General features: G+C 72.3%; 23 protein-coding genes and 1 riboswitch. Of the genes, 4 read left to right on the plus strand and 19 right to left on the minus strand.

The features are described 5' to 3' along the window. Nucleotides 1-32: 32 nt before the first annotated feature. Nucleotides 33-1,958 carry a Stk1 family PASTA domain-containing Ser/Thr kinase gene (pknB, locus tag QC180_RS26420; protein WP_278265614.1) on the minus strand — a complete coding sequence of 642 codons (1,926 nt, stop codon included), beginning with the start codon at nucleotides 1,956-1,958 and terminating at the stop codon, nucleotides 33-35. Between the two features lie 123 nt (nucleotides 1,959-2,081). On the opposite strand from pknB, the gene QC180_RS26425 reads away from it, so the two are divergent. Further along, nucleotides 2,082-2,450 (plus strand): Rv2175c family DNA-binding protein, encoded by a 369-nt coding sequence (locus QC180_RS26425; protein WP_278265530.1) that lies wholly within the window; start codon nucleotides 2,082-2,084, stop codon nucleotides 2,448-2,450. Nucleotides 2,451-2,486: 36 nt separating this feature from the next. On the opposite strand, the gene QC180_RS26430 is transcribed toward QC180_RS26425, so the two are convergent. The 4 genes from QC180_RS26430 to QC180_RS26445 form a co-directional block, all read right to left on the minus strand. Continuing rightward, nucleotides 2,487-3,482 (minus strand): phytoene/squalene synthase family protein, encoded by a 996-nt coding sequence (locus tag QC180_RS26430; protein ID WP_278265531.1) that lies wholly within the window; start codon nucleotides 3,480-3,482, stop codon nucleotides 2,487-2,489. Then, complete coding sequence (locus QC180_RS26435) at nucleotides 3,479-5,131, minus strand: alpha-(1->6)-mannopyranosyltransferase A (protein WP_278265615.1); 1,653 nt, start codon at nucleotides 5,129-5,131, stop codon at nucleotides 3,479-3,481. Before QC180_RS26435 ends, QC180_RS26430 begins: the two co-directional genes overlap by 4 nt. A 110-nt stretch (nucleotides 5,132-5,241) precedes the next feature. Next, nucleotides 5,242-6,819 (minus strand): phytoene desaturase family protein, encoded by a 1,578-nt coding sequence (gene crtI, locus QC180_RS26440; RefSeq protein ID WP_278265532.1) that lies wholly within the window; start codon nucleotides 6,817-6,819, stop codon nucleotides 5,242-5,244. 18 nt (nucleotides 6,820-6,837) lie between these two features. Then, nucleotides 6,838-7,992: a polyprenyl synthetase family protein gene (locus QC180_RS26445; protein WP_474646547.1), complete on the minus strand. Its 1,155-nt coding sequence runs from the start codon at nucleotides 7,990-7,992 to the stop codon at nucleotides 6,838-6,840. Between the two features lie 224 nt (nucleotides 7,993-8,216). On the opposite strand from QC180_RS26445, the gene QC180_RS26450 reads away from it, so the two are divergent. After that, the gene (locus QC180_RS26450) at nucleotides 8,217-9,137 is read left to right on the plus strand and encodes a methylenetetrahydrofolate reductase (protein ID WP_278265616.1); all 921 of its coding nucleotides are present in this window, start codon (nucleotides 8,217-8,219) and stop codon (nucleotides 9,135-9,137) included. Here QC180_RS26450 and QC180_RS26455 read toward each other — a convergent pair. From QC180_RS26455 to QC180_RS26495, 9 genes are all read right to left on the minus strand, one after another. Next, entirely contained in the window at nucleotides 9,127-9,705 is a 579-nt protein-coding gene (locus QC180_RS26455; protein ID WP_474646542.1) for a DUF2867 domain-containing protein, read from the minus strand. The two genes, QC180_RS26450 and QC180_RS26455, sit on opposite strands and share 11 nt — an antisense overlap. A 101-nt stretch (nucleotides 9,706-9,806) precedes the next feature. Continuing rightward, nucleotides 9,807-10,958: an LLM class flavin-dependent oxidoreductase gene (locus QC180_RS26460; RefSeq protein WP_278265535.1), complete on the minus strand. Its 1,152-nt coding sequence runs from the start codon at nucleotides 10,956-10,958 to the stop codon at nucleotides 9,807-9,809. Continuing rightward, nucleotides 10,955-11,761 carry a DUF1684 domain-containing protein gene (locus QC180_RS26465; protein ID WP_278265536.1) on the minus strand — a complete coding sequence of 269 codons (807 nt, stop codon included), beginning with the start codon at nucleotides 11,759-11,761 and terminating at the stop codon, nucleotides 10,955-10,957. The genes QC180_RS26460 and QC180_RS26465 overlap by 4 nt, the downstream gene beginning before the upstream one ends. Beyond that, on the minus strand, nucleotides 11,758-13,122 hold the full coding sequence (locus QC180_RS26470) for an NtaA/DmoA family FMN-dependent monooxygenase (protein ID WP_278265537.1): 1,365 nt from the start codon (nucleotides 13,120-13,122) through the stop codon (nucleotides 11,758-11,760). The genes QC180_RS26465 and QC180_RS26470 overlap by 4 nt, the downstream gene beginning before the upstream one ends. Next, nucleotides 13,119-14,495 carry an LLM class flavin-dependent oxidoreductase gene (locus tag QC180_RS26475; protein ID WP_278265538.1) on the minus strand — a complete coding sequence of 459 codons (1,377 nt, stop codon included), beginning with the start codon at nucleotides 14,493-14,495 and terminating at the stop codon, nucleotides 13,119-13,121. Before QC180_RS26475 ends, QC180_RS26470 begins: the two co-directional genes overlap by 4 nt. Continuing rightward, entirely contained in the window at nucleotides 14,492-16,150 is a 1,659-nt protein-coding gene (locus tag QC180_RS26480; RefSeq protein ID WP_278265539.1) for a dipeptide ABC transporter ATP-binding protein, read from the minus strand. The genes QC180_RS26475 and QC180_RS26480 overlap by 4 nt, the downstream gene beginning before the upstream one ends. Next, nucleotides 16,147-17,040 carry an ABC transporter permease gene (locus QC180_RS26485; protein WP_278265540.1) on the minus strand — a complete coding sequence of 298 codons (894 nt, stop codon included), beginning with the start codon at nucleotides 17,038-17,040 and terminating at the stop codon, nucleotides 16,147-16,149. Before QC180_RS26485 ends, QC180_RS26480 begins: the two co-directional genes overlap by 4 nt. A gap of 35 nt (nucleotides 17,041-17,075) precedes the next feature. Next, entirely contained in the window at nucleotides 17,076-18,077 is a 1,002-nt protein-coding gene (locus QC180_RS26490) for an ABC transporter permease (RefSeq protein ID WP_278265617.1), read from the minus strand. Nucleotides 18,078-18,114: 37 nt separating this feature from the next. Next, nucleotides 18,115-19,734 (minus strand): ABC transporter substrate-binding protein, encoded by a 1,620-nt coding sequence (locus QC180_RS26495; protein WP_278265541.1) that lies wholly within the window; start codon nucleotides 19,732-19,734, stop codon nucleotides 18,115-18,117. Nucleotides 19,735-19,768: 34 nt separating this feature from the next. Then, a riboswitch (SAM riboswitch) is annotated at nucleotides 19,769-19,861 on the minus strand. Nucleotides 19,862-20,074: 213 nt separating this feature from the next. Between QC180_RS26495 and QC180_RS26500 the strand changes: the two genes are divergently transcribed. Then, nucleotides 20,075-20,779 carry a hypothetical protein gene (locus tag QC180_RS26500; RefSeq protein ID WP_278265542.1) on the plus strand — a complete coding sequence of 235 codons (705 nt, stop codon included), beginning with the start codon at nucleotides 20,075-20,077 and terminating at the stop codon, nucleotides 20,777-20,779. Between the two features lie 97 nt (nucleotides 20,780-20,876). Here the strand turns inward: QC180_RS26500 and QC180_RS26505 are convergent, their stop codons facing one another. From QC180_RS26505 to QC180_RS26525, 5 genes are all read right to left on the minus strand, one after another. Continuing rightward, nucleotides 20,877-22,049 (minus strand): glycosyltransferase, encoded by a 1,173-nt coding sequence (locus QC180_RS26505; RefSeq protein ID WP_278265618.1) that lies wholly within the window; start codon nucleotides 22,047-22,049, stop codon nucleotides 20,877-20,879. Between the two features lies 1 nt (nucleotide 22,050). Then, nucleotides 22,051-22,830: an LppM family (lipo)protein gene (locus tag QC180_RS26510; protein ID WP_474646543.1), complete on the minus strand. Its 780-nt coding sequence runs from the start codon at nucleotides 22,828-22,830 to the stop codon at nucleotides 22,051-22,053. 103 nt (nucleotides 22,831-22,933) lie between these two features. Then, nucleotides 22,934-23,707, minus strand: coding sequence for a carotenoid biosynthesis protein (locus QC180_RS26515; RefSeq protein ID WP_278265620.1), 774 nt, complete (start codon nucleotides 23,705-23,707; stop codon nucleotides 22,934-22,936). 91 nt (nucleotides 23,708-23,798) lie between these two features. Continuing rightward, a complete protein-coding gene (locus QC180_RS26520) occupies nucleotides 23,799-25,367 on the minus strand; it encodes a phytoene desaturase family protein (protein WP_278265543.1) in 1,569 nt (522 codons plus the stop codon). Next, nucleotides 25,364-25,996 carry a GNAT family N-acetyltransferase gene (locus tag QC180_RS26525; RefSeq protein WP_278265544.1) on the minus strand — a complete coding sequence of 211 codons (633 nt, stop codon included), beginning with the start codon at nucleotides 25,994-25,996 and terminating at the stop codon, nucleotides 25,364-25,366. The genes QC180_RS26520 and QC180_RS26525 overlap by 4 nt, the downstream gene beginning before the upstream one ends. 116 nt (nucleotides 25,997-26,112) lie before the next feature. Between QC180_RS26525 and QC180_RS26530 the strand changes: the two genes are divergently transcribed. After that, on the plus strand, nucleotides 26,113-26,562 hold the full coding sequence (locus tag QC180_RS26530; protein WP_278265545.1) for an SAV_6107 family HEPN domain-containing protein: 450 nt from the start codon (nucleotides 26,113-26,115) through the stop codon (nucleotides 26,560-26,562). The last annotated feature ends 112 nt before the right edge of the window (nucleotides 26,563-26,674 follow it).

A 26,674-nucleotide genomic window follows, 5' to 3' on the forward strand; every position in this document is an offset into this window, starting at 1 on the left:
ACCGATTGGTTGTAGGTTGTCAAGGCTTCACGTCAGGGCAGGGCGGTCAGCGTCACCGTGCTGCCCGCCTCGACATTCGAGTTGAAGCCGGGGACCTGGCCGATCACCAGGGAACTGTCGGAATCGGTGAGGGACTTGACCTCCACCTGCAAGCCGAGTTGCTGCAGCTTGGAGCGGGCGCTGCCGACCGACTGACCCATCACATTGGGCACCTTCACCGCGCTGGAGACGATGAGGGTGACGCTGTCGCCGGACTGCAGGGTGGTGCCGACGGCGGGGTCGGTGCCGATCGCCTTGTCGCCCTCCACGCTCTTGTCGTACTGCACCCTGGTCTCGCGCACGGTCAGGCCCGCGGCCGCCAGGGCCTTGGCGGCGTCCTCGGTGGACTTGCCGCGCACATCGGGCACATTGACCGGCTGCGAGCCCTTGCTGCGGTAGACCTTCACCTGCGCGCCCATCGGCAGGATGGTGCCGGGGGCGGGATCGACCTTGGCCAGGGTGCCCTTGGGGGCGGTGCTGGCGGCCTCGCCCGCGTCGATCGGCTGCAACCCGGCGTCGCGGATGGCCTGGTTGATGGTGCTGATCTGGTCGCCGGGGTTGATGTCGGGCACCCGGGGCTTGCCGTTGGAGATGAGCACCGCGACGGTGGAGCTCTTGGTGACCCGTGAGCCCGCCGACGGATCGGTGCCGACGACCCCGCCGACCGGCACGGTGTCGGAGGCCTTCTGTCGCAGCACAGTCTCGAAACCGGCTTCCTGCAGCACCGCGACGGCGCGGTCGGAATCCATGCCCGCGATCGGCGGCACCGCGGTGTAGCGGCCCACGCCGACCCACCAGCCGCCGATGCCGACGAGCAGGGTGAGCGCGGTGACGATGCCGACCCACATCAGCCCGGTGCGCCGCGCGTGGGTCTCGTTCGGCACCAGCGGATGGTGCTGGGCGGGCTGGGCGTACTCGTCGGGGCGCGGCCGCTGCGCGGTGACCACCCGGGTGTGCTGCGGCTGCGCGGCGGGCGCCGGAACCGGGTGCGCGGCAACGGGAGCGGGGGTGAGCGGCGCGTCACCGGGATGGTGCGCGGCGCCGGTGCGGTAGTTCTCGGACAGGTGCTCGGCCGAATCCCGAGGGGCGGGCACCCGATACGGTGGCAGGCTCAGCAGCATGGCGATCGACTGCAGTTGCGCGGCCATCTCGTGGGCGTCGGCGAAGCGCTGGTCGGGATCGCGCGAGGTGGCCTTGGCGACGAGCGCGTCGAACTCCGGCGGCACCCCGCCGATGAACTGGCTCGGCGCGGGCACGTCGTTCTCCACCCGCTGATAGGCCACCGACAGCGAGTTGTCGCCGGTGAAGGGCACCCGGCCGGTGAGCAGTTCGAAGATCAGGATGCCGAAGGAGTACACGTCGCTGCGCGCGTCGGCGGTGCCAGTGGTGACCTGCTCGGGGGACAGGTAGGCGGCGGTGCCCAGGATCACGCTGGCGGAGGTGGTGTTGGCGGCGGCGACGGCGCGGACCAGGCCGAAGTCGGCGATCTTCACCTCGCCCGCGTCGGAGATCAGCACGTTCTCCGGCTTGATGTCGCGGTGCACCAGGCCCGCGTCGTGCGCGGTGCCGATCGCGCGCAGCACCGGCTCGGCCACGGCGCGCACCGCGTGCGGGGGCATCGGGCCGCGTTCGCGCAGCAGCTCGCGTAAGGTGCCGCCCTCGACCAGTTCCATGATCAGGAAGGGGTATTCGCCGTCGATGCCCTGGTCGTAGACGGCCACCAGCGAGGCGTGCTTGAGCTTGGCCACCGCGCGCGCCTCGAACTCGAAGCGGGTGAGGAACTGCGGGTCACCGGCGAACTTCGGGTCCATCACCTTGATCGCCACCGGGCGATCGAGCCGGGTGTCGGTTCCCCGGAACACCATCGACATTCCGCCGCGCGCGATCGGCGCATCGATGCGGTAGCGCCCTTCCAGCATCTGGCCGATCAAGTGATGTCCTCCGGCTTTCCCGGCCGCCCGGTGCGGCCACCACGATCGTAGCCGGGCGGGGGTGGCATGCCAGCGGATGCACGCCAGCCCTCGTTGACTACTGTTGTGCGGGTGAGTGCCTTCCCCTGCAGCGACGATGTGCTGCCCGACACCGAAACCCTCGTCTCGCTCCCCGAGGCCGCCGAGATACTCGGCATCCCGGTGACCGCCGTGCACCAGCTGCTGCGCGACCACCAGGTCCTCGCGGTCCGCCGCGACGGTGTGGCAGGCATTCCGTCCCGCTTCTTCGACGACAACGACGAGATCGTCCGCATGCTCCCCGGCCTGATCACGGTGATGCGCGACGGCAAGTACTCCGACGAGGACATCCTGCGCTGGATCTACACCGAGGACGACTCGCTGCCCGGCCGCCCCGTCGACGCCCTGCACGGCCCGCTGGCCCGCGAGGTCGTCCGCCGCGCCGCCGCCGAACCCTTCTGATCGCCGCGGGGCACTGCCGCGCGGGCCTCGCCCGAGCTACCGGCGGCCGACCGCGGCGGTGAACCCCTTGGCCGCGACCAGGATTCGGCGGCGCGTGGGAACCGTGGCGCGGGCGGCGAAGACCTGGTGGTCGGCGGCTTCGATGCGGTCGAGGATCTCGCCGTAGAGGATGGCCGCGGTCTCGATGGCCGGGCGCACGCGCGGGTCGAGCAGGGCGATGCCCGGGGTCGCGCGGCGGTAGAGGTCGCGGTTGATCGCGATCAGGTGGGCCAGGGCGCGGCGCAGCGGCGGGTCGGTGTGTCCGGTGGCCCGGCAGGCGCGCAGGTGGGCTTCGTCGACGCCGAAGGCGGCCAGTTCGTCGGCGGGCAGGTAGACGCGGTCGCGGTCCAGGTCTTCACCGAGGTCGCGCAGGAAATTGGTGAGCTGGAACGCCTCGCCCAGGGTCGCCGCCGCCGGTTCGGCCCGGTCGAGCGGGACCACCGTGCCCAGGACCGGCAGCAGTTGCAGGCCGATGGCGGCGGCGGACCCGCGCATGTATTCGCGCAGTTCGCTCATGGTGGCGTAGCGGGTGCGGTGGGTGGGGCTGCCGGGGACGTCCATGCGCATGGCGTCGAGGAAGGTCCAGAGGTGGGTGGGCGCGATGGCGTAGCGGCGGATCGTGTCGCCGGTGGCGGTCAGGATCTGGCGCCGCAGGGGGTCGGTGGTGTCGATCGCGGTGCCGTCGATGGCCAGGCGCAGTTGCTTCTCGACCACGTCGAGGTCCTCGGCCGTGGCGACCGGCGGACGCTGGGCGCGGGCGCGTGGATCGAGCACATGGGCGGGGTTCTCGGCGTGGTCGACGATGTCGTCCACCATCCGGGCGAAGGCGTAGAGCGCGTGTACCGCCCGGCGCTGCGGGGGCGTGAGCAGGGCGGTCGCCAGATAGTAGGTGCGGCCGTGGGCGGCGGCGATGCGGCGGCAGCTGGCGTAGGCGGCGTCGAGGTGCCCGGTGGACGGCGCGCGATCCGGTCCGTCCGGTCGCCGGGGACTCATCCGGGGACGGAGGTCGCGGGCTTGCGGCCCGCGGCCCGCGCGCTGGCGGACCGCAGATGCAGCGGATCGACGGTGCGCAGCGACACCGCGGCGACGATGGAGGCGGCGGTGGCCAGGGCCACGTGCCAGAAGTTGTAGAGCCCGTTCGCGCCGTCGGGCTGGAACACCAGCATCAGCCAGGTGCAGATCCCGACCAGCCACATGAGCGTGCGCGTGGACAGGGCGAACGCGGCGGCCAGCGCCAGCGGCCACGAGTAGTACCAGGGCAGCGCGGCGGGGGAGAGCAGCACGATCCCGACGAAGACGATGATGATGCCCATCACGGCCTCACGCTCGCTGTGCCGGAACCGCCACCAGGTGGCGATGAGGATCAGCACCAGGGCGACCTGGCACAGCTTGCGGGTCCACCAGAGCGTGGAATCGAAGTCCAGCGGGGTGATCCAGGTGATGATCTCGGCGAGCAGCGTCGGCAGCGAGAGCCACTGGATGATCTTGTTCGAGCCCTGCAGCGCGGTGACCCAGCCGAAGCCGACTCCGGCGATGGCCGAGGCGGCGGCGAACACCGCCGCGAAGACGGCGAAGCCGATTCCGGCGATCTTGGCGAACACCAGCAGCGGATGGGGCATGTCGGCCGAGGGCCGGGCCGCGTCCGGGTGTTTCTGGTCCTCGGACGGTCCGGTGTCGGCGTCCATGACCGCGCGCCGCTGGGCGGCCCGGCGTTCCTTCTCGTGCAGAATCCAGATCCACACCAGGAACGGCAGCGCGACGGCCGCGGTGGCCTTGATCGCGACGCCGATGGCGACCACGACGATGCCCGCCACGTGATGACGTTCCAGCACCAGCGCGATGCCCGCGCACATCAGGCCGACCATGAGCAGTTCGTTGTGCACGCCGCCGATGAGATGGATCAGCACCAGCGGGTTGAGCACCGCCAGCCACAGCGCCACGGTGGGCTTGCCACCCAGGTGCTTGGTCAGGTGCGGCACCGCCCACATCATCAGGGCCAGGCCGGGCAGCATCACCAGGCGCAGGGCGATGGTGCCCGCGATGATGTTGTCGCCGGTGATCATGGTGATCGCGCGGCCGATGAGGAGGAACACCGGCCCGTAGGGGGCGGTGGTGGTGGTCCAGACCAGGCTCACGTTGTCGAGCAGGATGCCGGGGTTGGCGACCGGGCCCACCTGGTAGGGGTCGAACCCGTCGCGCAGCAGCGCGCCCTGGGCCAGGTAGGAGTAGACATCGCGGCTGAACATCGGCGCCGCGAACAGCAGCGGGGTGGTCCAGATCCCGACGATGGCGCGCAGTTCGTTCAGCGTGACCGTGGTGGCGTCGCCGCGGAGGGTGTTGCGGCCGAGCCGGACCCAGGCGGCGATCATCATCAGCACACCGGCCCAGACCAGGATCGTCGACAGCGCGAAGCCGTGGCCGAAGCGCAGCCAGGACAGGTGCAGGGCCTCGAGCAGCGGATCGCGCTTGCGGACCGCGCCCGCCCCGAAGCCGCCGAAGGTGATCATCACCGCGCCGAAGAAGCCGAGCAGGGCCGCGTGGCCCTCGGGGCTGCGAGCGAAGTCGCCTGCGGTGCGCAGCCATGTCCGGAGACCGGGGTCGGTCCCGGGAGGAAGGTGGCGCTGCGGCTCGAGAGTGCGCATGGTGTCCATGGGGCCTACGGTCGTCTCGGAGGGCGGCATATTCGGTCGGTCCCCCCGGATGGTCGGCGGTCGCAACCGCGAGCTGATAAGTCGGCCGTCAGTTTACGGCTTCAACTCCGAACACTAACCCGGTGGTCGGTACCGGTGCGCGTCCGGCTACCGGTGATTCGCGCCGCGGCCAATTTGCCCGACAGCAGCGTCGTGGGCACGCCGACCCCCGGAGTGGTGCCGCAACCTGCGAGAACGACGTTGTCCACGCCCCTTGGCAGGTTGCGTGGACGGAACGGGCCGGTCTGCCGGAACAGGTGCGCCACGGAGAACGGCGTGCCCGCGATCATGCCCGCGGCGGCCCACGTCGCCGGTGTGTCGAGATGATCGACGGTGAAGTACTCGCTGATTCCGGTGTACCCGCGCTGTTCCAGGGTGTCGAGCAGCTCGCGCAGGTAGGCCGGGCCGACCCGGTCCCAGTCCAGCCGGGCGGCCGTCAGGTTGGGGCAGGGCGCGAGCACCGAGAGCGGTTCGTGCCTGCCGTCGGCGCGCTCGACGAACTGGGTCGCGTCGGTGAGCGCGGGCCGGGTGAGCAGCAGCGAGGGGTCGCTCATGAGTTGCCCGCGGCCCCGCCGGGCCGAGATCTCGGCGAAGGTCCGGGCCCAGGCGGCCCCGAAATCGATGGTGTGATGCGCCTGCACGGGCCAGCGCGCGGCCACCTCGGCGGGCACGGTGCCGTGCGCGACCACGGCCGAGGGCGAGGCGCGCAGCCCGCGCCGGTGCCGCAGGCCGAAGCGGCGCAGCGAGCCCAGGTCGGCGGTGACCACCACGGCGTCGCAGGCGAAGCGGCGCCCGTCGGTGGCGCGCACCGCCTCGGCGTGGCGGTGACCGGGCGTGCCGTCGCGGCGGTCGCCGGTCGCGTAGTCGATCCCGGCGACCTCGGTGCCGAGTTCGAGCCGTCCACCCGCCGCGGTGAGCGCCTCGGCCAGCGCGGCGGTGATGGCGCGCATGCCGCCCTCGGGGAAGTACACGCCCAGGCAGGTGTCCATGTGCGGGATGGCGCCGTAGAGGGCCAGCGCCTTGTCCGGGACCGTGCCCGCGTAGAGCGCCTGGAAGGTGAACAGCCTGGTCAGCCGCTCGTCACGCAGGTACGACCGGACCTTCGGCCCGAGCTTGCCCAGCCCGCCGAGGCGGACCAGGGTGGCCAGCGACGCGCGCGAACGGCGACCGCGCACCAGATCCAGCGGGGAATCGAAGTTCGCGTCCATGAAGTCGTCGTACTCGGCGGCGTAGACGCGGCCCAGCCACTCGCGCAGGCGCCGGTAGCCGCGCGCCTCGGCCGGTCCGCAGGCCCGGGTGACCTCGGCGGCCATGGTCTCGGCGTCGTCGTAGACGCGGATGTCGGTGCCGTCGGCGAAGCGCGCGTGATAGGCCGGGGTCAGCCGGTGGATGCGCAGCCCGACGCTGTCGCGGGTCTGCCCGACCGCGGCCAGTGCCTCGTCGATGAGTTCGGGCACCGTGAGCACCGTGGCTCCGGAGTCGATCTCGTAGTCGGCGAAGCGGTAGCGCCCCACCCGTCCGCCGGGGTGATCGGCCCGTTCCAGCACGGTCACCTCGTGACCGGCACCGCGCAGATGCAGCGCGGCGGCCAGCCCGGCCAGTCCGGCGCCGACCACGACCACATGATTCGCGTGTCCCACAGCGCTTTCCTCTCCGGCTCAGGCGGCGCGGCGGGTGGCGGCCAGTGCCATGTCGTGCAGCAGCCGCTTGGCGGGCCCCGTGGCGGTGCTGGCGGCGACGGCGGCCAGGCCGGTGTCGGTGAGCTCGGTGATGCGGCGTTCCACGTCGTCGACGGCGCCCAACTCGGTGAGCAGCGTGCGCAGCCGGTCGACGGCGGTGTCGTCGAGATCGGTGCCGAGGCCGGTGCGGATCAGGTCGGCGGCGTCGTCGTCGGCGCGGCGCAGGGCCTCGGCGATGAGCACGGTGCGCTTGCCCTCGCGCAGGTCGTCGCCCGAGGGCTTGCCGGTCACCGCGGGGTCGCCGAACACGCCGAGCAGGTCGTCGCGCAGCTGGAAGGCGATGCCCACGTCGGTGCCGTAGGTGCGCAGGGCCGCGATGAGCGCGTCGTCGGCTCCGGCCAGGGCCGCGCCCAGGTGCAGCGGGCGTTCGATGGTGTAGGCGGCGGTCTTGTACCGGTTGATCCGCAGCGCGGCGTCCACCGATTCGTCGCAGCCCGCCTCCCCGTTGATGTCGAGCAGCTGGCCACCGAGCACCTCGGTGCGCATGCTCGCCCACACCGGGGCGAACCGGGCCAGCGCGGCGGGCGCGAGTCCGGCCTGGTGCACCAGGTCGTCGGCCCAGGCCAGGGCCAGATCGCCGATCAGGATGGCGACCGCGCGGCCGTACTCGGCGCCGTCGCCGGGCCAGCCCGCCGCGTGATGACGGTCCTCGAAGGCGACGTGCACCGTCGGGAAGCCGCGACGGGTCCGGGAGGAGTCGATGATGTCGTCGTGCACCAGCGCGCACGCCTGCACCAGTTCCAGCGCCGAGCAGGCGGTGAGTACCGCGGCCGCCTCGGGTCCGGCGGGGTCGCCGCCCGCGCCCAGCCACCCGGTCCACGCGAACCCGGGCCGCGAGCGCTTGCCGCCGCGCAGGACGAACTGCTCGAGCGCGTCGGCGGCGTCGGTGAACACCGGCCCCAGCGGGGCGACGATGTCGCGGCGGGTGGCGAAGAACCCGCTCAGCACCCGCTCGACGGCGGCGACGAACGCGGGCGTGCCCGGTGTGAGCGCGGCGAGGTCGGCCGGGGTGGGCGCGTCGGTGACGAGCCGGGAGAGCGGGGTACCGATTCCGGCGGACAGGATGACCTCCAGGGGCGAGCAGAGCGGGGGACGGACCGGCGATCGCGCGTGTCGGTCGTTGCGTCGAACGATACGCGGGCCGGACGGTCGCGCCCACGGCGCACACGGCGGGGTGCGACCGGTTCCACACCCGCCCCCGCCACTACACTGGACCGGTGACTTTCGACGACGGACGGGGACGTTCGACCCCGGATCGACCCGCCCAGCAGCCGTCGGTCGCCTCGAACACCCCCTCGGTGGCGCAGAGCCTGCGGACCCACGCGGGTCGCGGTGTGCCGTTCTCCGTCGAGTTCAATCCGCCCCGCGACGCGGCCGGTGAGGCGCGGCTGTGGCGGGCGGTGCGCGAGTTCGAGCGCATGCATCCCGCCTTCGTCTCGATGACCTACGGCGCGGGCGGCTCCACCCGCGACCGCACCGTGCGCATCACCGGCGCCCTCGCCGAGGAGACCACGCTGCTGCCGGTCGCGCACCTGACCGCCGTGGGCCACAGCATCGCCGAGCTGCGCTCGCTGGTCGGCTCCTACGCCGACTCCGGCATCCGCAATGTCCTGGTCCTGCGCGGCGACCCGCCCGGTGATCCGCTGGGCGAGTGGAGCAAGCATCCCGAGGGCGTCGAGTACGCCGAGGAACTGGTGCGCATCGTGCGCGACCTCGGTGACTTCCACGTCGGCGTGGCCTCGTTCCCGCAGGGCCACCACCGCTCACCGGATCTCGACCACGACACCCGTCACCTGGCCGCGAAACTGCGTGCGGGCGCGGAGTATTCGATCACCCAGATGTTCTTCGACGTGGAGCACTACCTGCGGTTGCGGGATCGGGTGGTGGCCATGGACCCGATCGAGGGCGCCAAGCCGATCATCCCCGAGCTCATGCCGATCACCTCGCTGCGCACCCTCCAGCGCGCCGAGGAGCTCAGCGGTCGCCCGGTGCCCGCCGACGTCGTCGCCCGGCTGACCCGCGCGGCGGGCACCGGTCCGGAGGAGGACCGCGCCGCCGTGCGCGCCGAGGGCATCCGCGTCGCCACCGAGATGGCCCAGCGCCTGATCGACGAGGGCGCCCCCTGCCTGCACTTCATCACCCTGAACTTCGCCAAGGCCACCAGCGAGGTCCTCACCGCTCTCGGCTACGGCGTCACGGCCGCCCCGATCAGCGCCTGAGCGCGAGTTCGCGCCAGGTCCGCTCCCACTGCCGGGTCATGGCCGGGTAGACGATCAGGTAGCGGAACGGCTTGATCAGGGCCATATAGGCCCGGCCGAGCCCGCCGTTGGGTTTCACCAGCACGGCCATCCGCAGGTGGTAGCCGGTCTCGTCGGGGACCCAGCCCAAGTGCGCGACGCCGTGCATGGTGCTGTTGGCGATCTCGGCGGCGTATTCGTCGTCGAGGCGATAGAGCGGGGTCAGTGGCCCGTCCTCGGCGGTCACCGGGGTGTCGCGCAGATCGGCGGGCAGGCGTGTGCGCAGGGAGGTGACGCGGCCGCCGGTGCCCGCGTCCTCGCGGTCCCAGCCCAGCAGCGCGCCCAGCTTCCAGCGGATGCGGAACAGCACGGCGGTGAGGCCGCGGCCGTCGGTGGTCCGGGCCAGGCTCAGGGCGTCCACCAGCGCGGGGAAGTCCTCGGCGCGGGCGCCGGGGGTGTCGAAGCGCCAGAGGTCCTCGACGGGGAAGTCGGGGGCGATCTCGTGGATGCGCCAGGGGCGTTCGGTGTGGGCCGAGGTGGGGAGTCGCACGGGAACCTCCATCTATACGGTGACGTATAAGACCAGGCTACGCGTGGTTGTACGTCACCGTATAGATCTCGGCGGAGTGAGAAACGACCGATTGACAGGCCTCAGGCGGCGCGCACGGTGCTGTGCGCCCATGCCTCGGCCAGCAGCCGGTGCGATTCCAGGCGGTCGGCGTGGTCGTGGGTGATGGTGGTGACCAGCAGTTCGTCGGCCCCGGTGACCCGTTGCAGGGCCGCGAGACGCTCCACGGCGGTGGCGGGGGAGCCGACGATCTGGGCGGCCAGCCGGTCCTCCACCAGGCGGACCTGGTCGGCGGTCAGGGGCGCGGCGGTGGCGGGATCGAGGTATTCGGCCGCACCGGTGCCGCTGCGCACGCTGTGCACCCAGTGGCCGTAGGTGCTCGCGCGGTGGCGGGCGGTGTCGTCGTCGGGGGCGACGACCACGTCGGCGGAGACGATCACGTGCGGCTGGGCCAGCCGTGCGGAGGGCCGGAAGGCCGCCCGGTACGCCTCGACCGCGTCCAGCGCCGTCCCCGGCGAGACGTGATAGGCCGCCGCGAACGGCAGACCCAGCTCGCCCGCCAGCTTCGCGCTCTCCCCGGCCGAACTGCCGAACAGCCACACCTCGGCGTCGATGCCCTCGCCCGGCACCGCGTGCAGTTCGACACCGTTGGAGGCGACATAGGTCCCGTCCAGCAGGGCCCGGATCTCGGCCACCTGGTCGGCGAACTCCAGCGACTCGGCCCCGGGCTGCTGTAGTGCCTCGCCCGCGGCGACGAACCGCGAACGGTCGGTGATCCGGCGCGGATCGAACGGCGGCGGGACCACCACGCCGTCGCGGATCTCGGTGCGCCCGGTCACCGTGTCCAGCACGGGATGGCCGCCCTTGGCGGTGCTCGCCTCGGCACCGAACTGGGCGCGCCGGTGCCCCGAGCGGCCGAGCCCGATGTCGACCCGGCCGGGCTGGACCGCGTCGACGATGCCGAAGGACTCCACGATCGAGGCCGAGGTGTGCTGACCCACCTGCACCGCGCCGGTGCCCACCCGGATTCGTGAGGTGGCCGCGGCGACCAGCGCGAGCAGGGTCAGCGAGGCGGAACTGGCCACCGAGACGAAGTGGTGCTCGGCCAGCCAGTACCGCCGGTAGCCCCACTCCTCGGCGTGGCGGGCCAGGTCGACCGAATTGCGCACGGCCTGCGCGGCATTCGATCCCGCGCTGATCGGGGACAGGTCCAGGACGGAGAGAGGAACGCTCACTGCTTCGGATCCTTCTCGCCCGCTTCGATCGCCACCCGCAGCCGGTTCTCCGGCGGCGCCACCGGGCAGGTCGCGAAATCGGTGAAGGCGCAGGGCAGATTCACCGCCCGGTTGAAGTCGAGGGTGACCGTGCCGTCGCCCTCGACCGCGCCCAGGGCCAGCGAGCGCGCGGCCGGGTAGGTGGTGACGCCGCTGGTGGCGTCGGTGAACAGCACCCGCAGATCGGTGGGCGTGCCGAAGGCGACCAGCGTCTCGGTGACCGTGCCGATCCGGAACTCGACGGTGCCCGCGGCGGCGTGGTGGTGCTCGAGCCCGTCCACGACGGCCCCGGTGGTGACGACACGCTCGTCGTCGAAGGCGGTGAACCGTCCGGTGACCACCCAGCGCGGGTCCACCGGATAGGCGGCCACACCGGTGAACGCGGCCAGCGACCGCGAAGCGGGATCGTGCACGCGCACCGCGTACTGCCCCGAGCGGCGGATCACCTCGTAGACCTTCTCCTCGTTGAGCACGCTGACGCCCGGCGCGCCCTCGGTCGGGACCACGATCCGCACCCCGGCGATCCGCTCGCCGTCCACGTCGAGCCGGTCGGCGGGCTGGGCGGTGATGAACACCTTGTCGTCGGTGACCCACCAGGTGCCCGGCAGGCCGTCGAGACGTTCGGGCCGGTCGGTGAGCCAGTGCAGGGCGGTGAAACTGAGCCAGCCCAGGGGGTCGCGCAGGGCGTCCTCGCGGGCGTCGTGCCAGCGGTGCCAGTCGTCGGTGAAGGTGGTGGTGGCGGTGTTGTCGACGGTGATGGTCATGACGCGCGTGCTCCTTCGGCGACGGGATGGTGGGGATGACGCAGACCCAGGTGGTCGCGCAGGGTGGTTCCGGAGTAGGCGGTGCGGAAACTGCCACGGTCCTGCAGTTCGGGCACCACCGTGTCGACGAATTCGTCGAGGCCGGTGGGGGTCAGGTGGGGGACGAGGATGAACCCGTCGGCGGCGTCGGACTGCACGTAGCGGTCGATCTGCGCCGCGACCTGGGCGGCGGTGCCGATGAACTGCTGACGCGCGGTGACCTCGATGATGAGCTCGCGGATGCTGAGCTTGTCGGCCTCGGCCTGCTCCCGCCACGCCTTCGCCACGGCGAGCGGATCTTTGGCGTGCCGGACCCGGCCCCGGGTGATCTCGGTCGCGGTGTCGGGCTCGATCTCGGGCAGCGGGCCGTCGGGGTCGTAGCCGGACAGGTCACGGCCCCAGACCTGTTCGAGGAAGGCGATCGCGGTCTGCGGGCTCACCTGCTGGTAGCGGATGGCGCGGGCGCGTTCGTGTGCGTCGGCCTCGGAGTCACCGAGCACGAAGGTGGCGGCGGGGAAGACCAGCAGTTCGTCGTGCGCGCGACCGTATTTCGCGAGCCTGCCCTTGATGTCGGCGTAGAACTTCTGGCCCGCCTCGAGGGTGCCGTGCACGGTGAAGATGGCGTCGGCGGTGCGGGCGCCGAACTCGCGGCCCTCATCGGAATCGCCCGCCTGCAACAGCACCGGGTGTCCCTGCGGGCTCGGCGGCACCACGAACGGCGCCTCGATGTCGAAATGCGTGGTGTGCACGGCGGTGGTGGGGATCTCGCGCGCGAACACGCCCCGCTCCCGGTCGACCACCAGCGAATCGGCGGGCCAGCTGTCCCACAGCGCCCGCGTCGCCGCGACCACCTCGCCCGCGCGCCGGTAGCGCTCACCGTGCTCGAGATAGCCGCCGCGCCGGAAGTTCTCGCCGGTGAACGCGTCGGAGGAGGTGACCACGTTCCAGGCCGCGCGGCCGCCGGAGAGGTGGTCGAGCGCGGCGAACTGCTTGGCCAGCTCGAACGGCTCGTTGTAGGTGCTGTTGATGGTGCCCGCCAGCCCGAGCCGTTCGGTCACCGCGGCGACCGCGTTGAGCACGGTCAGCGTGTCCGGCCTGCCGACCACGTCCAGATCGTGGATACGACCGCGGTGCTCGCGCAGCCGCAGGCCCTCGGCGAGGAAGAAGAAGTCGAACAGCCCGCGCTCGGCGGTGCGCGCCAGATGCTCGAAGGAGGCGAAGTCGACCTGCGACTGCGACGCCGGGTCGGCCCAGACGGTGGTGTTGTTGACGCCGGGGAAATGCGCGGCCAGGTGAACTTGCTTGCGGGGTCGGGCGGTCACAGGGCTGCTCCCGTCGGGGTGGCGTAGCGGTTGGCGGGTCGGGGGAGACCGAGGCGCTCGCGGAACGTGGGCGGTGCGGTGCCCGCGTCCACCGGTGTCGCGGGAGATCCCGCGCCCTCCGATGCGGGCAGCGGGGCGCTGGTGGACGGCGTCGCGGGTGTGGGCTCGTCGGCCGGTGCACGGTCCGCGACGGCCGGGGCGGACAGTGCGGTGAGGGTGGCTGGCACGGCCAGTGGACGCAGGACGACACCGTCCACCACGTCGGCCAACTCGGCGAGCAGCGCGAAGAGGTCAGCGACCGTGCCGACCAGTCGCAGCGCGCCGTCACCCGACCCGGACCCGCCGGTGCGGGCAGCCACGGTCGTGCTCGGCGCCTCGGCAGCGGATGTGGTCTCGATACCGCCTGTCGGAGCGTCGGCCAGGTGCTGGTCGTCGTGGTCGCTCGGCCGGTTGTCGAGTTCGGTCGACGCGTCGGTCGCGGTGGGGAGGTGGAGGTCGAGCCAGGTGTCGAGTTCGGCGACCTCGGCGGCGGCGGTCTCGGTCGAATCGGCCAGGTGGACCGGCAGATCGAGCAGTACGCGCACCGCGTCCGGGTCACGGCCCGCCTCGGTGAGGGCGGTGCGTAGGGCGAGGCGGTGGGCGGCGGCGGTGGAGGTGTCGGGGGCGCTGATCCGGATCAGGTCGGCGCGGTGGACGGCCAGTTCGGTCGAGGGCGCGTCCTCGGCGCGGACCGTGACGATCGACTGGCCCTGCGGGGAGCGCGGGGTGATGGCCGGGCCCTTCACGGCGAAGTTGTCGCCGGTGAAATCGATGTAGTGCAGGCGGTCGCGGTCGATGAAGCGGCCGGTGGACACGTCGCGGATCTCGGCGTCGTCCTCCCAGCTGTCCCACAGCCGCGCCACCACCTCGACCGCCTCGTCGGCCTCGTGCCACAGCGACGCCGTGTCCTGGACGTCCTTGCGGCCGAACGCCTTCGCCTCGATGGGATCGGGGGAGACGGTCACCTCCCAGCCCGCGCGGCCCGCGCTCGCGAAGTCCAGGGCCGCGATCGCCTTGGACACGTGGAACGGTTCGGTGTGGGTCACCGGGACCTGCGGGATCAGACCGATGCGCCGGGTGAGCGGGGCGGTGCGCGCGGCGATGGCGACGGCGTCGAGCCGCCCTCGGGTCACCCCGGCGCCGCCCTCCTGCACGGCGAAGGAGTCCGGCAGGAAGACCGCGTCGACGCCGAGCCGTTCGGCCTCGGTCACCAGCGTGGTCCAGTAGTTCGCGGTGAACAGGTCCTCGGCCCGGGAGTCGGCGCGTCGCCAGGACGCGGGATGCGTGCCGGTGCCCGCGAGTTCGAGACCGAGGAACCAGGTGGGCCCGCTCATCGGAGGTCGTCCTTTCCGTCGACGCCGATCCGGATGCCCGGATCGGGGATCGCCGCGAGCAGCTCGCGGGTGTAGGGATGCTGTGGATCGGTGAACAGGTCGGCGGTGGGTCCGGTCTCGACGATCCGGCCGTGCCGCATGACCGCCACCCGGTCGCTGATCTGGCGCACCACCGCCAGGTCGTGCGAGATGAACAGGTAGCCCAGCGACAGTTCGGTCTGCAGCGCGTCGAGCAGGTCCAGGATCTGGGCCTGCACCGAGGCGTCGAGCGCCGAGACCGGCTCGTCGAGCACCAGCAGATCGGGTCGCAGCGCCAGCGCGCGGGCGATGGCGACCCGCTGACGCTGCCCGCCGGACAGTTCCGCGGGCCTGCGCTCGGCGAAATCGGCGGGCAGCGCGACCTGTTCGAGCAGTTCGCGCACCCGCGCGGGCCGGTCGGCGACGCCGTAGGCGCGCAGCGGTTCGGCGACGATCTCCCCGACCCGCCAGCGCGGGTCCAGCGAGGAGTACGGGTTCTGGTACACCACCTGGAATCGTCGGCGCAGCGCCCGCAGCCTGCCCCGGCGCGCACCGGTGAGGTCGTGGCCGTCGAAGGTCACCGTGCCGCGATCGGGTTCGGTGAGCCGCACCGCGATCCGCGCCGTGGTCGACTTGCCCGACCCGGATTCGCCCACCAGGGCCAGGGTCTCGCCCCGGTCGAGGGAGAACGCGACATCGTCGACGGCGGTGATCCCCCCGGCGTGGAAGCGCTTGCGCAGGTCCCGGACCGACAGCAACGGCGTCTGCGCGCGCGGACGCGGCGGCCGGAAACCGGTGGGGGCCAGCGCGGGCGAGGCGGCCAGCAGCCGCTGGGTGTAGGGGTGCGCGGGCCGCGCGAGCACCTGCGCGGTGGGGCCGGACTCCACCACCTCGCCCTGTTCGAGCACCACGATCCGGTCCGCGCGTTCGGCGGCGACGGCCAGATCGTGGGTGATCAGCAGCACGGCGGTCCCGCGCGCGGCGATCCGCTCGGCCAGCCGGTCGAGCACCTGCCGGGCCACCGTCGCGTCGAGCGCGCTGGTGGGTTCGTCGGCGACGATCAGCTCCGGCCCGCAGGCCAAGGCGATGGCGATGAGCACGCGCTGTCGCTGCCCGCCGGACAGCTCGTGCGGATACTGTTTCGCCCGCACCGAGGGCCGGTCCAGCCCCACTTCCTCGAGCAGCGCGAGCGCGCGCACGGCCGCGCCGCGACGGTCGGCCAGCCGGTGCACCCGCAGCGCCTCGGCCACCTGATCGCCGATCCGCCGGACCGGATTGAGCGACAGGCCCGGGTCCTGCGGGACGAAACCCACCCGGGCGCCGCGCAACCGGCGCAGCGACTTCTCGTCGGCCGGGTCGACCTGCTCGCCCCCGAGTTCGATCCGCCCGTCGGCGATCCGCGCCGCCTCGCCGAGCAGACCGATCACCGCCTGCGCCAACGTCGACTTGCCCGAACCGGACTCACCGACCAGCGCGACGACCTCTCCGCGCGCCACCTCGATCGAGGCCCCGCGCAACGCGGGCACCACCCGGGCACCCGAGCGGTAGTCCACGCGCAGATCCGTCACCCGCAGCACGGGCCGATCCGGCGCCGGGGCCCGCGGCGAGGCCGCCGCGGCCACTGCCGTGTCGCTCATCGGTTCCCGTTCCTTCCCGCGGCGCGGCCCAAGCGCTGGGCCGAGAGCACGACGGCGATGATCACCAGACCGGGCAGCGTGGTGAGCCACCACGCCGAGGCCAGGAAGTTGCGGCCCTCCGAGATCAGCGAACCCCATTCGGGCGTGGGCGGTTTGGTGCCGTAACCCAGGAAGCTGAGCGAGGAGACCGCCAGCACCGCCATGCCGAACTCGACCGCGGCCAGCGCGAGCACCGGCTGGACCGAGTTGGGCAGTACGTGCCGCGTCAGCACGGCGTACCAGCGCACCCCCGAGGCGTGCGCGGCCTCCACATAGGGCGCGTGCCGCACCCGCAGCACCTCCGAACGCAGGACCCGGGCGAAGTTGGCGATCAGCGCGACACCGACGGCGATGGCCACATTGCGGGTGCCGAAGCCGAGCGCGGTCACCAGGGCCAGCGACAGCAGCAGCGCGGGAATCGACAGCAGCACGTCGACCACCCGCATGATCACGGTGTCGACGATCCCGCCCGCCGCGCCCGCCAGCAGCCCCAGCAGCGAGCCCGCCACCAGCGCGATCGCCACGGCCGAGAGGGTGGCGGTGAGGGAGAGCCCGGCGCCGTGCACCATCCGGGTGTAGAGGTCGCGACCGAGGTTGTCGGTGCCGAACCAGTGCGCCGCGCTGGGCGCCTGGAACTTCTCGGCGGGCACGCCGGTCAGCGGATCGCCGGAGGCGAACACCGAGGGTGCCAGCGCCCAGCCGACCGCGACGGCGAGCACCGCGAGCGAGGCGAGCAGTCCCAGTCGCGCGCGGACCCAGCGGGCGGCCTCGGCCACGCGGTGGGTGTCGACGGTGGTCGCGGTGGTGGTGCGGTCGGCCACCGGGGACCGGCGGATCAGGAGGTCAACCATGGTGGCTCCCTTCGGAATCGGCGGGGGACGGGGAGTCAGACACCGTGCACCACCCGCGGGGTCTCGGCGTCGTCCTCGGTGGTGGCTTTCGCCGCGCGGGTGCCGGTGGTGCCGGTGATGCGGGGATCGAGCAGCGGGTAGAGCAGGTCGACCAGCAGGTTCACCGCCACGAAGATCAGCGCGGAGAACAGCACCACGCCCTGCACCACCGGGATGTCCTGGTTGAGCACCGAGGTCTGGGTCAGTCGACCGATGCCGGGCCGGGCGAACACCGACTCCACCACCACCGAACCGGCCAGCATGGTGCCCACCAGCACCCCCGCGATGGTGAACGCGGGCACACTCGCCAGCCGGGCGACGTGCCGCCACTGCACCCACCACCGCGAGGCGCCCTTGGCCAAGGCCACCTCGGTGAACGGCTGACGCCAGGTCTGCGCCAACCCGGCCGCGAGCACCTGCGCGATCACCGCCCCGACCGGCAGTGCCAGGGTGAGCGCGGGCAGCAGCGTGCCGCGCACTCCTGTGCCGCCGAAGGCGGGGAACCAGTGCAGCCGGAAGGAGAACAGCTGCAACAGGATCAGCCCGGTCCAGAAGGTCGGCACCGCCACACCCAGTGGCGGCAGCGCGGCCAGGGTGTTGCGCAGCCACGGGCGGCGCGTGTAGGTGGCCGCGAAGGCCAGCGCCGTGCCACCGACGACGGCGAACAGCAGCGCCAGCGTCGACAGCGCCAACGTCGAGGGCAGCGCGTCGGCCAGCGCCTCGGTCACCGGCTGCCCGGAGGCGATGGAGCGCCCCAGATCACCGGTGACGGCATGCCCCAGCGCCGTGCGGTACTGGTCCCACAGCGGCTGGTCCAGGCCGTAGCGGGCCTGCATCTCCGCGACCGCGGCCTGGTCGACCGGCGTGCCGCTGCTGATGTCGGCCGCCATCGACACCGGGTCCGAGGGCAGCAGGTACAGCACCACGAACGAGACCGTGAACGCCGCCCACAGCACCCAGAGCGCCTGCAACACCCGCGAACCGACGTATCTCGGCAGACCCGAGTGCCGCAGCGCCGCGACCACCCCGCTCATCTCAGTGCCCGCTCAGCCAGGTGTCGAAGAACTGCAGCCGCGCCGAGGCCTCGAAGGTGAGGTCCTGGGTGTGCCCGGCCGCGCCGATCGCCTGGGACAGTTCGACGGTGGGCAGGATGAGCCCGTTGTCGAGCACCTCGCGCTGGGCCTGCTGGATCAGCGCGGCGCGCGCGGCGGTGTCGGTGGTGGCCAGCTGCTGGTCGAGCACCTGGTCCAGGGCCGGAATCGGGCCGCGCGCGTTCAGATTGCGGCCGACCAGGGCGTAGGAGGTGCGCAGGATGTCACCGTCGGCGCGGGTGGAGTTGCCGTAGACCGAGTCGTAGTCCTTGCCGTTCTGCCGCGCGATCGCCTCCGGCGTCGACACCAGATCCAGCTTCAGATCCACGCCCACCTGGCGCAGCTGCTGCTGCACCAGCTCGAGCACGGCCTGGTTGCCCGCGAACACCTGGCTGAAGGTGATCGCGAAGCTCAGCCGCTCACCGTTCTTGGCGCGGATACCGTCGGCGCCGGGCACCCAACCCGCCTGGTCGAGCAGCGATTTCGCCTTCGCGGGGTCGTAGGCCAGCCGCGCGGACTGGTCGAGGTAGGCCGGGGTCGCCGAGGCCAGCGACGAGGTGGCGGGCTTGAACTGTGGGCCCAGAACGGTGTCGACGAGCTGCTGGCGGTCGAGCGCGGGCAGTAGCGCCTGGCGCACCGCCGGGTCGCGCAGCGGACCGCGGGTCACGTTGAACTGCAGCCCGAACGGGGTGCCCGGGTTGGAGGTGGACAGAATCCGGCCGCCGGTCGCCTCGATCTGCGGGGCGTCCTGGGGCAGCGCGTCGCTGATGGCGTCGAGCTGGCCGGAGGACAGGCTGCCGGTGCGCACGCCCGACTCCGGCACCACGGTGAACTCGATGCGGTCCAGGTAGGCCTCGCCCTTGTGCCCGAACACCGCCGAGCCCCAGTTGTATCCGACGCGCTTGGCCAGCGTCGCCGAGATGTCCTGCTTGTATTCGGCGTAGGTGAACGGACCGCTGCCGATGTTGTCGCCCGCGCACCGCGCGTCGGCGGACTTGGCATTGGTGGAGGCGGCAAGGATGCCCAGCTGCGGCGTGGAGGACGCCTGCAGGAACTGCGCGTTGGGCTGGCTGAACTCGACCCGGGCGGTGAGCTTGTCCACGGCGGTGGTGCCCACGTAGTTGGCCAGGTAGCTCACGCCCAGCGGCGCCTCGACGCCGCCGAGCCGGATGATCGCGTCGAAGGTGTCGCGCACCGAGTCGGCGGTCAGCGCAGTGCCGTCGCTGAAGGTGACACCGTCGACCAGGTGGAAGGTGAACACCTTGGCATCGGGGCTGACTTCCCAGCGCTGCGCCAGCCACGGGGTGATCTCCCCGGTGGCGGGGTTCTGGTCGGTCAGCGAGTCGACCACCTGACGGGCCACGTAGATGGTCTGGTTGGTGCCCGACTGGGCGGGATCCGAGCAGGTCGGCGCGCCGGACAGGCCGTAGCGCAGCGTGCCGCCGGGGCGCGGCGGGCCCGCGTCACCGCCGGACCCCGCGGTGTTCTCGCCGCACGCCACCAGGGTGGTGACGGCGGCGAGCGCTCCGGCGAGAGCGGCGATGCGATGGCGAGGACGGATCACAGGTGACTCCAGGGAATGCGTGGCATGAGCTAGACCTCCATCGGACCGGGCAGAAGCACCCACCCGTCGAACGGGTTGGTTGCTGCGACGTCGTCGAGCCAGGTCTCTCGGTCGCTCTGGATGGTTGCGCTCCGACGGCGCGGAGCTGAACCAGCATGTGGCACAGACCGGATGGTTCACAACGGTAGAAATCACCGTGAGCCCAGCGATTGGGCGCGCGGTCCGGGGCAGGCATACTGACGCGGCATCAGGGGGAGGGGAGGGTCGTGTCCCTGGGCCGGATCAGCGCGTTCCCGGAGTAGCGTCGGATCTCCGAGTGCCGACGATGAGGAGTTGCGCCGTGACCGTGCCACGTCGTACCACCGCACTGACCTCGCTGACGGCCTGCGCCGCCCTGCTGCTGGCCGCCCCGACCGCCACCGCGCGACCGGCCACCCCGGCCGTCACCCGCGACGCCCCCGCCACCACCACCGCGGGCCCGGCCGACCTGCTCGGCGCCTACCAGACCGTCGTCGAGACACTGAAAGCCCTCGGCGTGCAACCGTTCCTGTATCCCACGGTCGCGGCGAACTGCGCGGGCGACGGGCTCGGCCTGGTCCCCGCCGTCGCGGGCGCGGTCCCCGGCCCGTGGCCCACCAACGCCGTCCCCGTGCCCGGCCTGGACCTGTCCGCCGTGAAGTCCGGCCAGACCCTGTTCACCTTCCTGCCCTACGGTATGGCCCCCGACACCCCCGCCACCGAGACCGCCGGAATGCAGGTGGCCTGGCTCAATATCAGCACCGGTCGCGGCGGCCTGGCCTCGATGGGCTCCATCGCCGAGATCGTGCGCGCCATGGTGCCCCCGGAGGTCCCCGTCGAACTGCGCCCGCTCGCCGAGAACGCCATCCGCGACTTCTTCTTCGCCGCCATCCCCCTCGGCGGCGTCCGCGCGGTCCCCGTCGACACCGGCCACGGCACCGTCCTCGCCGCCGTCTTCGGCACCACCGACAACGCGGGCAAGTCCTGCTTCTTCTTCCCGACCATCGGCATCACCGAAGTCCCCTGAGCTCCCCTTCGGCACCGCCGGGCGACCACGCGGCGCGCCAGCGCCGGGTAGCGATCGCGCGGTGCCGCCAGGGCAGCGCGACCGCTGGACGGAACCGCTAGGCGCGCAGGGAGATCGACGTGTCCGGGGTGACCAGTGGGCGTTGTTTCCAGCGCAGGTCGCCGGTGCGGTGGCGTCGGTGCGAACGGACCCACAGCGTCAGGTAGCGGCCGACGGCGAAGGGATGGGCCGCGGCGGAGAGGATGTCGGCGCGGGCGGGTCTGCGGCGGGTTTCGGTGCCGCGCGCGAGGATTCGGCCCGCGACGGCCGCCAGGTAGCCCAGTAGACCGAGGCGGCGCGTGCGGCCTCGGCCGAGGAGGGCGGCCAGCGGCGGCACCCAGTAGGCCAGGGCGAGCAGCAGTCCCACGGCGGCACCGGTGTCGACGCGTCCGCCGTAGGCCGACCACAGCCAGCGGGTGTAGCCGTTGGTGAGATCCTCGGTGCCGGAGTACATGCGCGTGCGCGCGGCATGGCTCGCGGTGACCAGCGCGGTGCCGTGTCCGGCCCGGCGCAGGGCCCTGGCCAGGTCGAGATCCTCGGTGGCGCTGGCGGCCACGGCGGCGTGCCCGCCCCCGGCGCGATACGCCTCGGCGTCGACCGCGAGGAACTGCCCGCACGCCACCGCGGTGGACGGACGCAGACTGTGATTGGCCGGACCCACCGGCAGGGTCGAGGCCCACGACCAGGCCAGCAGCGGCTGGAGCAGATGCTCGGTGCGCGAGCCCGATTCCTGCACCGGCCACGCCGACACCAGACCGGCCCCGCGCCCGCGCAATTCGGTGACCGCCGCCGCGATCGCCTGCGGAGCCAGCCGCACATCGGCGTCGACGAAGACCAGCGCGGCCGCGTCGGCGCGGGCCGCCAGTCGCGCGCAGGCGGCGGCCTTGCCGGTCCAGCCGGGGGCGGGGTGGGCGGCCGAGCGCAGCACGGTGAACCGTTCGTCGCCGCCGATCGCGGTGAGCGCGGCCTCGTGGGTGCCGTCGGTGGAGGCGTCGTCGAGGATGAGCACCCGCAGGCGCGGGACACCGGTCTGCGCGCGCAGATCCGCGATCAGCTCGGGCAGGCGGTCGGCCTCGTCGCGCGCGGGGACACACACGGTGACCGGCTCGATCACGCCCGACACCCGCCGCGGCAGGGTGCGCAGGGTGGCCAGGTTGTAGGCGGCGGTGCTCGCGCCCAGCACGGCCAGGCCGGTGCCCAGCCAGGTCAGCGAGCGGCCCGCCGCGCCCATGTCAGCGGCCCAGCCTGCGGGCGGCGATGTCACGCCACATCTCGCTCGGCGAGAACCCGCCGCGCGGGGCGTTGGGCGGGCCGGGGTTGCGGTCGCGGAAGGCCATGCCCGCGATCAGCGCCGCCACGGCCAGGGTGATGCCGCCGACGATGCCCGCCCAGCCCGCGAACGAGCGGGTGTTCGGATCGGCGTACTTCACCTCGGCGCGCAGCGTGGAGACCTCACCGGCGGGCAGTTTCCAGGACACGGTGTTGTCGCCCTCGCGGGTGCCGTTGGTCTTGGCCACGCGGGAGGGGAAGGCGATGGAGAACTGCACGTCGGAACCGTGCGGTGGCACCGATTCCAGGTCGACGCGCCCGTTGAGGCTCACCAGGTCGCCCGAGCGCTGGAACTCCAGGGTGAACATGCCCTGGGTCTGGTCGGAGAGCCCACCCAGCTGGCCGACCTCGCCGAAGGTCAGGTCGTCGAAGAACACCTGGGTGCCGACGTAACCGTCCTGGTTGTAGTTCTCCACCCGCACCTTCGCCGCGACCTGATCCGGCGCCTTCAGCTGCGGCCCCTTGTCGTCGGGCCCGGTCGGCACGACCGCGGCCACGATCCGCCCCGAGACCCGGTCGTTGGACGACACGCCCATCGACACCTGCACGCGCAGGCACCCGGCCAACGCGGGCACCAGCAGGGCCAGCAGGACGGCGACGGCCGCGACGCGCCGGGCGGGCACGCGGGAAGGCGGCGAAGTGGGGGTCAGGTCGGCGACGGGACTCGGCTGCACGGTTGACATCGTGCCAGGCCCGGGCCCGAGAACCCACCCGACGGGGCCGGTGCGTTCCACCGACCCGTGCCGAACAGCGCTTTCGTCCCCGGATCGGCGGCCGATCGCCGGGTCAGGGCCGGTGTTCGCGCATCCGGCGCAGGCCGAGCAGCAGCAGCGGGACGCCCAGCGGCGCCAACCCCACCAAGCCCCACACCGCCGACGCCGGGAGCCCCAGGAACACCGCGTGCGCGAGGGCCGAACCGAGCCAGGTCCAACAGAACACCGCCACCGGCACCGCCACCGAGACCGGCCCGCGTCGCCGGTCCAGCACGCTGAGCAGCACCGCCATGAGCGTCGCGACCAGCGCCCACCCCAGATAGTTGGTGTAGGGGATTTCCGGCAGTCCGGGCAGTCCGGCGTCGGTGACCGCCCAGGTCCACTGCCCGTCGGCCACCATCTGCGGGTCCAGGAACAGATCCCACCCCACCGCCCCGACCACCAACAGCACCGCGCGCCCCACCGTCGACCCGGTGACCAGCCCCGCGACGATCCAGACCGGATACAACCCGCCGGTCCAGGCCAGCGGCACCACCAGCGGCACCTCGGCGATGGCGGGCCCGAGCCGGTCGACGGCATACGAATAGGCCCCGAACGGGAACCCGGTCGCGGTCCCGACGATCTCGGCGGCCAAACCCAGCCCCGACACGATGACGAAGAACCCCAGCGCCCAGCGCACACCGCGTGTGGTCACCGCGTGCAGCAACGCCGTCCCGGCCGAGAGCACCACGACCGCCACGGTGATCCGATCCCGCGTCATCCCCGCGCTGAGCGGATAGGTGATCTGCGTCAGCACCAGCAGCACCGCCGAAACCGCGGGAATCGCACGTCGCGGATCGGCCCGCACCCACTCGCGCACCCCGTCGACGACCCACCCACCCGAGTCGGCGACCCGGTCACGCAGTCGGCCCACTATCGCACCCACCTCGGCCGGGCGTTCATCGTCGGCGGGGCATCGGGAATCGGCGGCGGTCGGCCAGGACGAGGCGAGCCGCGCTGCGTCCGCTCGCGCCGGAGACGCCGCCGCCGGGGTGGGTGGAGGCGCCGGTGAGGTAGAGGCCGGGGGCGTCGGGTACCCGCTGGTTCGACAGTTCCGGCAGCGGCCGCCACAGCATCATCTGGTCCAGCGACATCTCCACGTGCATCACATTGCCGCCGCGCAAGCCCATCTCGCGTTCCAGGTCGACCGGGGTCTGCACGAACCGCTGCCGCACCGAGTTGCCGAAACCCGGTGCGTACCGGTCGACCTCGGCGACGATGCGGTCCGCCTCACGGTCGGCGTGCCGCGCCCAGCTGCTGCCGTCGGCGAGAGCGTAGGGATGCCACTGCGCCCACAGCGAGAGCTGATGCTGGCCCGGCGGCGCGATGGTCGGGTCGACGGCGCTGAAACTCATGGCCAACACCACCGGCCGCGGCGGCAGCGCCCCGCCGAGCGCGGCACCGTGGGCCCGACGCAGCTGATGGCGATCCGAGACCAGGAACTGCAGCCCGCGCGCGGAATCCGATGGGAAGGCGCCCGGATAGTGGGGGAGCCGGTCGGTGGCCAGGCGCACCACCATGCCGATACCGGGGCCGACGCGGATGCGGCGCTGCCAGTCGTCGAGGGTCGCGCCGTCGAACCCGCCCGCGCGCAACAGCTCGAGGGTGGACAGGATGTGCGAGCCCGCGACCACGGTGTCCGCCGTCAGGGTGCGCTCGGCGGTGCTCACCTGCCACCGATCCCCGGCCCGGCGCAGGGCCGTGACGGCCTCGCCGGTGTGCAACTCGCCACCGTCGGAACGCAGCCGCTCGATCAGCGCCGCGCTCAACGCCCCACTTCCCCCCACGGCCCGTCCCGGCGGCAGGGTGTGCATGAGCGCGGCGAAACCGACCATCGGCGCGGTGCCCGGTTCCGACATCGGCGGCCCGGACTGCGCGCCGAACCAGGCCAGTGAGGCCTTGAGGCGTTCATCGTCGAACCAGTAGTCCAGCAGCGCGTCACCGGACTGCAGGAATTCCCGCGACAGCGCGCTACCGCCGTCGCGCGCGTCCAGCCCCCAGAACGAGCGCATCAGCCGCCCAGGCGTGGGCGGCGCGCCGAACGCGCGCATCACCCTGGCACTGCGCTCACCCCACACGCCGACGAAACGTCGGTAGGCGTCGGCGTCGCGCGCACCGCACGCCGCCGCGATCGAGGCGCGGGTCTGGTCGAGATCGCGATGGAACACGATCGGCGCGCGCACCCCGTCCGAGGGCGTGAACCCCCACGGATCGCAGTCGAGATAGCGCAGCCCGAACCGGTCGAGCTCGAGCTCCTCGATGATCCCGGTGTGCCGGATCATGATGTGCGCCGAGGAACCCCGGTCCACCCGATGACCCGGGAACCGCTCGACCGTCGACACGGCACCACCGGGTACCTCGTCGCGTTCGAGCACCACCACGCGCTGTCCCGCCCGCGCCAGATAACAGGCCGCGACCAGCGCGTTGTGCCCCGAACCGACGACGACGGTGGTCTCCGGCGCGCTCATTCCCGGCTACCGGCGGCGGGCAGCGGCAGCCGCCTGCCGAGAATCGCGAACGGCCTGGTGTCGCCCGCGAAGACGAAATTGCGGATCACATCGGTGAATCCGGCCCGCCGGTACAGCCGCCAGGCCCGGTTGGCCTCCTCGGGCACCTCCGGCGTGGAGAGCAGCACCGCCGCCTCGGGCCGGTCGGCCAGCAGCCGTTCCAGCAGCGTGGACCCGATCCCGCGACCCTGCGCGGAGGGGTGCACGTGCAGTTCGGTGAGCTCGAAGTAGTCGGCGAGCAGATCGCGCGCGGCGGCCTCGGGCCAGCCGCAGCGGCGCATCCCGGTGTGCACCTGCTGATGCCACCACTGGCGCGGGGCGCCGCTGTAGCCGTAGGCGATGGCCAGGATCGGTGAGGTGCGCAGGTCGACCGCGCCCGCGTCGTCGGGCAGCAGCGCGGCCACCGCGCGCCACCCGGCGCGGGTGGTGTGCTCGGTCCACATCGGGGCGCGGTGGTGCTCGGTACCACGCGGATAGTCCATGGCGGCGACGTACACCGACAGGGCGTCGTGCAGGCGCGCGCGGAGCGCGGCGACACTGAGGTCGACGACGACGGGTGCGGGGGTGTGATTGGGCTTGACGGCTGTCATGGCTCTCGTCGGTGGCGCGCGGACGCGGAAGTTGTCGGTGGGTGTCCCTATATTCAATCTCAATTCAAACGTTCGAATGCTTGTTCGATCTGTGCGAGGGGTGAAAGGGGCAGCAGATGGCTGGTCGCAAGGATGGTCGGGAGCACGCGGCGCACGACGGTCGCGCGGGTGGACTGCTACGCCAGGCCGACGCCCTGCTCACCGATTCGGCCTGGGAACACGACCCGGGGGAGCGGCTACGCACCGCCTACCTGGCCGCGCTGCGCGGCGCGGGCGCCATGATCGCGCTCACCGGCGCCGACCGGGCCCCACGGGCGCGCTCGCGCAGCGCGTGGGTGTTGCTGAGACGCGCCTCACCGGAGTTCGCGATGTGGGCCGACTACTTCGAGGCGCACTCGCAACTGCGGGCCGCGCTGGAGGCCGGACTGGACCGCGCGATCACCGACACCCAGGCCGACGAGTTCTGCTCACGGGTGGGCGCATTCCTCTACGACGTCGACGATGCGCTGGTCGCCGCGGTCAAGACCCGGTCGCAGCCGAGTCGCGACCGGGACATGACTGCTTAGTTATCACCGAGTAGGTGGTACGGCTTCGATCGAACTCGTATCATGGGGAGCAGATAGCCGCCAAGGTCGGCTACCCGTCGCCTACCCGGAGGCGACCAGCCACGCCTAGTGC

This window comes from Nocardia anocheti, assembly GCF_029675105.1.
GTDB lineage: Bacteria > Actinomycetota > Actinomycetes > Mycobacteriales > Mycobacteriaceae > Nocardia.